9 protein-coding genes and 1 pseudogene are annotated in these 7,199 nt (G+C 67.4%); 4 read left to right on the top strand and 6 right to left on the bottom strand.

Annotation, left to right across the window (positions count from 1 at the left end):
• Window positions 1–149: 149 nt before the first annotated feature.
• Entirely contained in the window at window positions 150–527 is a 378-nt protein-coding gene (locus AB0M76_RS43175) for a hypothetical protein (protein ID WP_365958250.1), read from the bottom strand.
• Window positions 524–1,084, bottom strand: a complete 561-nt coding sequence (locus AB0M76_RS43170) for a hypothetical protein (RefSeq protein ID WP_365958249.1) — start codon at window positions 1,082–1,084, stop codon at window positions 524–526. The genes AB0M76_RS43175 and AB0M76_RS43170 overlap by 4 nt, the downstream gene beginning before the upstream one ends.
• Before the next feature lie 424 nt (window positions 1,085–1,508).
• On the opposite strand from AB0M76_RS43170, the gene AB0M76_RS43165 reads away from it, so the two are divergent.
• Window positions 1,509–1,874: a DUF6233 domain-containing protein gene (locus tag AB0M76_RS43165; protein WP_365958248.1), complete on the top strand. Its 366-nt coding sequence runs from the start codon at window positions 1,509–1,511 to the stop codon at window positions 1,872–1,874.
• The gene (locus AB0M76_RS43160) at window positions 1,864–2,091 is read left to right on the top strand and encodes a hypothetical protein (RefSeq protein WP_365958247.1); all 228 of its coding nucleotides are present in this window, start codon (window positions 1,864–1,866) and stop codon (window positions 2,089–2,091) included. Before AB0M76_RS43165 ends, AB0M76_RS43160 begins: the two co-directional genes overlap by 11 nt.
• 423 nt (window positions 2,092–2,514) lie before the next feature.
• On the opposite strand, the pseudogene AB0M76_RS43155 reads toward AB0M76_RS43160, so the two are convergent.
• Window positions 2,515–3,030 (bottom strand): annotated as a pseudogene (locus AB0M76_RS43155) (GNAT family N-acetyltransferase); the annotation flags it as partial.
• Window positions 3,031–3,529: 499 nt separating this feature from the next.
• On the opposite strand from AB0M76_RS43155, the gene AB0M76_RS43150 reads away from it, so the two are divergent.
• Window positions 3,530–4,012 (top strand): hypothetical protein, encoded by a 483-nt coding sequence (locus AB0M76_RS43150; RefSeq protein WP_365958246.1) that lies wholly within the window; start codon window positions 3,530–3,532, stop codon window positions 4,010–4,012.
• 586 nt (window positions 4,013–4,598) lie between these two features.
• Here the strand turns inward: AB0M76_RS43150 and AB0M76_RS43145 are convergent.
• Both AB0M76_RS43145 and AB0M76_RS43140 read right to left on the bottom strand, forming a co-directional pair.
• Entirely contained in the window at window positions 4,599–4,805 is a 207-nt protein-coding gene (locus AB0M76_RS43145) for a hypothetical protein (RefSeq protein WP_365958245.1), read from the bottom strand.
• 144 nt (window positions 4,806–4,949) lie between these two features.
• Window positions 4,950–5,186, bottom strand: a complete 237-nt coding sequence (locus AB0M76_RS43140; protein ID WP_365958244.1) for a hypothetical protein — start codon at window positions 5,184–5,186, stop codon at window positions 4,950–4,952.
• A gap of 428 nt (window positions 5,187–5,614) precedes the next feature.
• Between AB0M76_RS43140 and AB0M76_RS43135 the strand changes: the two genes are divergently transcribed.
• Window positions 5,615–6,769 carry an aminotransferase class I/II-fold pyridoxal phosphate-dependent enzyme gene (locus AB0M76_RS43135; RefSeq protein WP_365958243.1) on the top strand — a complete coding sequence of 385 codons (1,155 nt, stop codon included), beginning with the start codon at window positions 5,615–5,617 and terminating at the stop codon, window positions 6,767–6,769.
• Between the two features lie 102 nt (window positions 6,770–6,871).
• Here AB0M76_RS43135 and AB0M76_RS43130 read toward each other — a convergent pair whose 3' ends face one another.
• On the bottom strand, window positions 6,872–6,994 hold the full coding sequence (locus tag AB0M76_RS43130; protein ID WP_365958242.1) for a hypothetical protein: 123 nt from the start codon (window positions 6,992–6,994) through the stop codon (window positions 6,872–6,874).
• Between the last annotated feature and the right edge of the window lie 205 nt (window positions 6,995–7,199).

Here is a 7,199-nt window from a genome sequence, read left to right as displayed (position 1 = left end):
CCCGCGCGCAGCGCGGACGGGCCCGGCAACGACTCCGCGGCCTGCGCCAGCATCGGCTCAACCGGCGGTCGCAACACCATCCCCGGCGCCTCCTCCCCCCGGGGTCGGCCAGATCGGCCAGGGTTCGCCCCGGTTCCCCTCCTGCTATTTCACTCCAGCTTTTTAGAAATCTTGCTAATCAGGAGGCAGATGGCGCCAATCGCCGTGATCAGAAATGCATCAACGAGGATCAATCCTGCTCGAACCGTATTGAACGGTCCGGACCAGTCCCAATCATTGAAGACGCGATACGAAACGGGAATCAAGATTGCCAGGACGCAAATAATAAGAATAAGAAAGCCCCACAAGATGTAGCGATGCCGGGCGCGCTCTCCCCTAATCCGATCCTCGGCGAATTTATCACTCCCTTTCTTCTCGACTAGCTCACCTGTGCGCGCCCAAACCACTGAGAAGTAGGAGAAGACGAAGACGAGGAGCACTGCCATCAACTGAAATGAATCGACAATCTCGCGGTCGATAGTGCTCACTGTTTCGCCCTCGGGGGCAATCCGGCAAGCTCACGCAGATGCTGATAGGTCTCATCAGAAAAATGCCAGAGCGCCCCGCGCACCCGTGAGGGGTTCGGTAGATCGCTGAGGCGGGCCCTATCCAGAGCCCATTCTTGCACCAGCCTGGAGGGCAGAAGCATTATCCACTTCCCAGATTCCACCTCGTCCCATACCGCCGTTTCGAGCACATCCTTGACTGTGGCAAGCAAGTCACTCCCCAGCTCGACAGAAAACCGGGCGACTGCCGTTTGCACAAGTCTCCTGGCTGAAGCGGGAGCCACCTTGAAAAGGCTGGCGACGACACTCTCAGCTTCCGACAGTCGCATGCCCGCCTTGACAAGACGACAAATTCGATAGGCCCGCAAGTCCGCCATCGTTGCAGGCATCGCCACACCTGTCGCGTAATCAAACGCTTCTTGAGCTCCAGCATGGGCAATTATCTTGGCCAGCCGAGCAACTTCAGCAGGAGGCGGATTGCCGAGGGCCGACTGCAACCTTTCCATGTCTTCTTGGCTGGGATCGAGATGTATCTGCATAGCACTATTGGGCGCCTAGGTGTCCGATTTGCGCGACCTGACGAAGAGCCCCGTTGGGCCAATCGAGTGGAGTACGGAGATCCTTCCGCCAGGAGCCCACCTCCGACGCTTGCGCTGCCATGCCATCCAACGTTGATCGCGTGCGTCGAATCCATGACCGCGCTGCGGCGCCCGCAGGACAGCGGGCACCCAAGCCACTCGCCCATAAAATCGAACACATGATTGAATTGGAGGATCCCCGCACGAGGAGCAGCGCCATGACCTCCCCCGCCCCCGCCAGCAGGCCGCAGCCCGTCACCTGGGCGCCCAGCCAGACCGGCCCCTGTGCCCGGTGCCACACTCCGACATGCCGTTACGGGGTCGGGGCCAGACCCTTGTGCCCGTCATGCAAGGCCGCGCGTCAGGCGCAGTACGGGGGCTGATCGTGTCCGTCTTGCCGCCAGACCTCCCCCGGCTGCGGACTTTGGTCACCTACCTGCGCGGCGAACTCAGCCGCACGGAACAGGCTCTTGCCGCTGCCGAGGAGCGCGAGGCTGCCACCGTCCGGCAGCAGCCGCCGCGCGAGCCCCCGGCATGGCTGGTAGAGCGCGGGATCGGCGTCAGCCGGCTTCCGGCCCGCGTGCACACCGGGGACTGCTGGGAGCCCGGCAAGCGCTGCGCCCCCGCGGCCCCGGAGCAGATCCGCCGGCTGCTGGCCGAGGGCGTACCCGCCTGCCCGCACTGCCGCCCGGACACCGCCCTCGGGTGCTGGAGTGAGCGGGTACCGCCAAGGTGGAGAGATGAGCCGTGACCTGCGCGTGGTCGTGTATCCACCGGACGCCGAGGGCGGACGCCGCGTCCGTGTCGACGGCGAGATCCTCGGCCGCGCCCTCGGCCCCGGCGACCTCCTGGAGTTCCTGCGACGGGCCGGCCTGGACCCCGACGACGTCCGACTCGACGACGCGCTGCTGATCGAGTGGCGCGGCGGCGGGCCGGCCGTCTGGAGCCCGGATCTCGGCGAGGAATGAAAGCAGCAGTGCGGGCCGCCCCCGGCGAGGTGACGGCCCCCACCGCTGCTCTGGTCAGCGGCTTCTGCCGGAGGATCGGCTGGCTTTGTTCACGGGTTTCCTCGAGGTGAACGAAGCCACGTGGCCGACAGCGATTTCGAACTCAGTGGCCGCAGGTCGGTTTGGGGTGGTCGAGGTAGGCCCACCACGCGATCTCCTGGAGTTCCTGCGACGGCCCGGCCTGGACCCGGACTGGCTTTGTCAGCGAGTTACGAGAGCGCCTGTAGCTCAGCCGCGAGAGCAGCCTCTTTCACGGGAAAGTGATCTCGCTGGGTTTCGAGAGCACCCAGGTGCTCGCTTCGGGACCATGGTTGTGCTCTGTACAACGAGGGGGCCGGGGTCGTGTCCCGCCGCCTGGTGTAGCCCGTGGGCATCTTGCGGGGTCCGGTACAGCACACACTGGCGAAGCGGCCCTTCGGGCACGCTCGGATCCTCGAAGTCGTCGGCCAGGTCCCGGGTCATGCCGATCCGGCGCATCACTGCCTGGGAACGAAGGTTGTTGACGGTCGTCGACGCAACGACCTCCGGCAGCCCGAGGACCTCGAAACCGAAGGCCAGGCAGGCCACGGCGGCCTCGGTGGCGTAACCGTGCCCCCACGCCGAACGGGTCAACCGCCACCCGATGTCCACCCCCGCGAACGGCATGTCCTCGTCCACCTCGTCCAAGCCGACGCGGCCGATGAAGTTACCGGTCTCCCGTGCTTCGAGCGCCCACCACCCAAAGCCTCGCTCGTCGAACTCTGCCTGCATGAGTTCCACCGCGGCATTGCTTTGCTCCCGCGTCAGCAGTGCTCCCAGGTGTTCTCGGACTTCGGGGTCGGCGTTCATCGCCGCCCACGGTTCGAGGTCGGACTCCCGCCACCGGCGGAGCAGGAGACGATCGGTACGCAGTTCTGGCATGCCGGCCAGCCAACGCCATCACGATCAAGGTGTCGATCGGTTATGTCGAACGCTACGGTGCCCGCCAACGCCAGCCCCCCGCTACGCAGTTCTTCACGGCCTACACCACCCGGCCGGCTGCCACCCCGACCGGACTCACCGCTCTCAGGTGCTGCTACTTCTCATCGACATTCGGCCTCTTGACGGCGAACCGATGCCAGGAACCACCGACATTCGCTCTCCGCTCTCACCTACGCAGCCACATCACGGTTGGCCACGCCCTCTGACCTGCGTAGATGATCGGGATGCGGTGCTTCGACTTGCTCGGCTTGATGAGTGATTTCATTCCCCGATCTGATATCTCTGTGGGCGGTGGCCGCCTGGCCTGCCGCAGGGCTCTTCTTCCTGGACGGGATCGCCTGTGAGACGTCGCGCGGGGGTGGCGTTAGGCGATCCGCCACCCTCCTTGCCCCGGAGTCGATACCTTGATCATCCGTCGACGCAAAGGAGAGGATCGATCATGGCCAAGAAGAAGACCGAGCCTGAGTCGAGCCCGACCCCGGTCCAGCCCCAGGACACCGCCAGCAGCGAAGGCAAGCAGGATGTTCCCGCCCCCGTGGGCCTGGTGCTGACCGCCGTCCCGCAGTCACCGGCCGCCACCGAGGCCCGCGAGGCACTCCTCAAGGCCATCGCCAGCGAGGCCAACTCCATCGCCAAGGCCAAGGACAAGACCCAGTCCGCCACCGCACTGGAGACCCTCGCCCGCGCTTACCCCCTCGTCACGACGGCCTCTCCCACCCAGGCTGGCCTTCACGCCGCGGGCCCCTCCGCTTTGCAGTCTCGGGGTGCCAGGGCCACTCTCGTCTGGGACGGCTCGCCTGAGGCCGAATACACCATGTTCACCAATGGCGTCGCGAACCCGGCGGACAACGTTCCGAGTGGCGGCATCTGGAAGAGCCCGCCGTTGGATGACGACGCCGAGTTCACCCTTGAGGCGCGGTGACGGTGCGTCCTGGGTCGACTCCGGGTTGCCCTCGGCCCCGGCGATCTCCTGGAGTTCCTGCGGCGGGCCGGCCTGGCCCCTGACGACGTCCGCCCGGACGACGCGCTGCTGATCGAATGGCGCGGCGGCGGGCCGACCGTCTGGAGCCCTGATCTCGGCGAGAAGTGAGCGCAGCAGCGCGGGCCGCCACCGGTGTGGCAAGTGGTGGCGGCCCGCGCTGGGGGTCGTCAGAGGCGCCCGCTCAGGCGGGCCGCAGGACGACGGTCGATGCCGTCGGCCAGCTCAGGGCTTGTTCACTCCGGCTGCGGGTTCGTCAGGTTGTTGACCAGGTCGGAGATGGCCCCCGGGTCACCCCGTCCTCGTGAGATGGCGGTTCGAGGACGCGTGGCCACCACTGTCCCCGAAGGAGTCGGAGCCGCCGCTGCCGAGCGATGAACTGCCCTGTCCGATAGCACCCTTGCCCGAGCCGGGGCGTCGTCGGCCGAGGCGGGAACAGCGGCCAGGAGCAGGGCCGCGACAGCAAGCATCGAGGAAGCAAGGATCTTCACGCCCGGCCCAACGATGAAACCGGCATCCGTATGCGCGGTCAGCCGGCCACCGCAGACGGACCCTGGCCGAACCGGGGAACGTCTTCGGCTGTGACGTCCAGGCGCAGCCGCTTGAACCGGACCGGATGCCTAAAGACCCCGCCCCGGTCGATGGCCCGGTCGGCGCTGATCTCGGCCACCGCGTCCGGGCCGACGAGAACCGCGTCGAGGACGTCGCGCGATCCCCACGATGCAGCGAACCGCACGCCCGTCCACGGGTGGGCGGGACCGGCCGCGGCTAGGTACTCGGCGACCTGCCGGGCCTGCTCCTGGCGCAGCGGGACCGTGCGGCCGACCGCGCGCAGCCGGCCCGCCTCACCCTCGAAGGACAGAGCGCCGGCCTCCGGTTTTCACACCAGAGCCTCGCCATCGAGGACCAGGCCATACGGCAGCTGCTCTGCCGCCACGACGAGAGCAGGGAACGCGCCCTGGACCAGGGCGCCGCGGCGGGTCTGGAGCAGCACCCGCCCACCGGGGCCAGCCGGAGTGAACACCAGCATCCGGTGCCCGTCGAACTTCTGCTCATACGCCACCCCGGAGGCCAGCGGGCGCGCGGGCGGGATCTCCTCGGCAGCCTGCGCCGGCATCGGCTCAACCGGTGTTGATCACCCATCGGCGGCCCGGGCCCGACAAGTCCACTACTGACACCCGCCAGCAGACGGGCAGGGACCCCCAGGTCCGCCATAGTGTCTGTAAGCACTTGAGCCGGCCCCGGGGTACGGAGTTCTTTTGGCCCCACCCTCGAACCGGTGGTCGACGGCTCACCCGAGCCCCTGACGGCCTCTTCTCGCAGGCCATGTCTGTGCATCAGCCCATCACCGGCCCGGCGGTCGAACGTCCGTCGGAGCCAAAAGAACTCCGTGCACTGGAGCCGAAACAAGTGCTTACAAACAGCCATAGCGTGTGCGGCCTGTCTCGGGGGATCCTGGCCAGTGAGGAGCCGGTTCCGGCCGTCTTGAGCTGTGCGCCCGTCCGGGCTCTGCCACGGTGAGCGCGGGCGGGCGATCATGCCCCGGTGAAGACATCCTCACGGCTACAGACCGGTGACGAGTACCTGTTCGACTACATCGACAACCTGCGCACCGGCTCCGCAGGCGGGCCGGTCGCGCCGATCCCGCTCGGGGTCGGGGACTGCGACCTGCCCACGCCTCCCGCGATCGTGGCCGCGATGCAGCAGGCCGTCCAGCACCCGGAGTTGCACAGGTATCCGCCTTACGAGGGAACCTTGACCATGCGGGGGGCGGCGGCCGACTTCTTCCGGCGCCGCTTCGGCCTGCGGCCGGACCCCGACCGGCAGGTGCTGGTGACACTCGGCAGCAAGGAGGCGATGGCCCACCTCGCCCTGGCCTTCGTGGATCCCGGTGATGTGGTGATCGTCCCCGACCCGGGCTATCCCATCTACGCGACCTGGGCCCGGTTCTGCGGAGCCGAGGTGTACCGGATGCCCCTGCGCAGGGAGAACGGCTTCCTGCCCGACCTCGACGCGATCCCCGCCGACATCGCGCGCCGCGCCAAGCTGCTGTGGGTCTGCTACCCCAACAACCCCACCGCAGCCCTGGCCACCACCGGCTTCTACGACCACCCCACCCGCTTCGCACTCGAGCACGACATCCTGGTGGCCTCCGACGCCGCCTACTCCGAGATCTACTACGACACCCCGCCCCCGTCCTTCCTCCAGTCACCCGGAGCGATGGACTGCGGCATCGAGTTCCACTCCCTGTCAAAGACGTACAACATGCCCGGCTGGCGCATCGGCTACGCCGTCGGCAACGAGCAGGCGATCGCCGCCTTGCGGACCGTCAAGACACACACCGATTCCGGTACCTTCGCCGCCATCCAACACGCCGGCGTCGCCGCCCTCAACGACACCACCGACTACCCCGCCCACCTGCGCGCCACCTACCGCGAACGCATGACCGTCCTTTGCGATGGCCTGGAGCAGGCTGGCCTGGAAGTCCTGCGCCCCCAGGCCACCTTCTACTGCCTGGTCCGCAACCCCCGCCACCTCCCGGGAAACGCCTTCGCCGAACGCCTCCTCCAGGCAGGCGCCCTGAGCATCCCCGCCACCGGCTTCGGCCCCGGCGGCCACGGCTACACCCGCCTCACCGTCTGCACCAGCCTCGAACAGATCCACGAAGCGGTCCGCCGCATCTCCGCCCTCACTTGGTAACTCACACCCGGCCCGCGCCTCCTCCGGCCCTCCGCGTCCGCACCGGCCATGGGGACCTCGTTATCGGGAGATGGTCGCCCGCCGCACACCAGCCGGCCGTCTCTACCTGTCGTTGCCGCTCTCCTGGTTGTGCCAGAGCCGGTCGATGCTGTTGGTGACCCGGTAGAGCCTGATGTCGGCCCAGCCGCCGAGAGTGACCGGCGCAGCCGCCAGGCTGGGGTTCATCGCGGGCCGAAGGCTCCACCACCCAGTTTGGCCCGCCCCCGCGTTCAGGTCCGTGTACTCCGGGTGCCTCTCCCACCGCTGGTTCCGGTCACCGGTGACGGTCTTGAGCACTAGGGCGTGTATCCGGTTGTGATCAATTTGTGCGACTCGCCCGTGCCCTGTGACGCGATCTGGTAGATCGTCACTCATGACGCGGGCACAACTG

The sequence above is a fragment of the Streptomyces sp. NPDC051364 genome (assembly GCF_040682115.1).
Lineage (GTDB): Bacteria > Actinomycetota > Actinomycetes > Streptomycetales > Streptomycetaceae > Streptomyces.
Note: the sequence above shows the minus strand (reverse complement) of the source record. Positions and strands in the feature narration are given on the sequence as shown.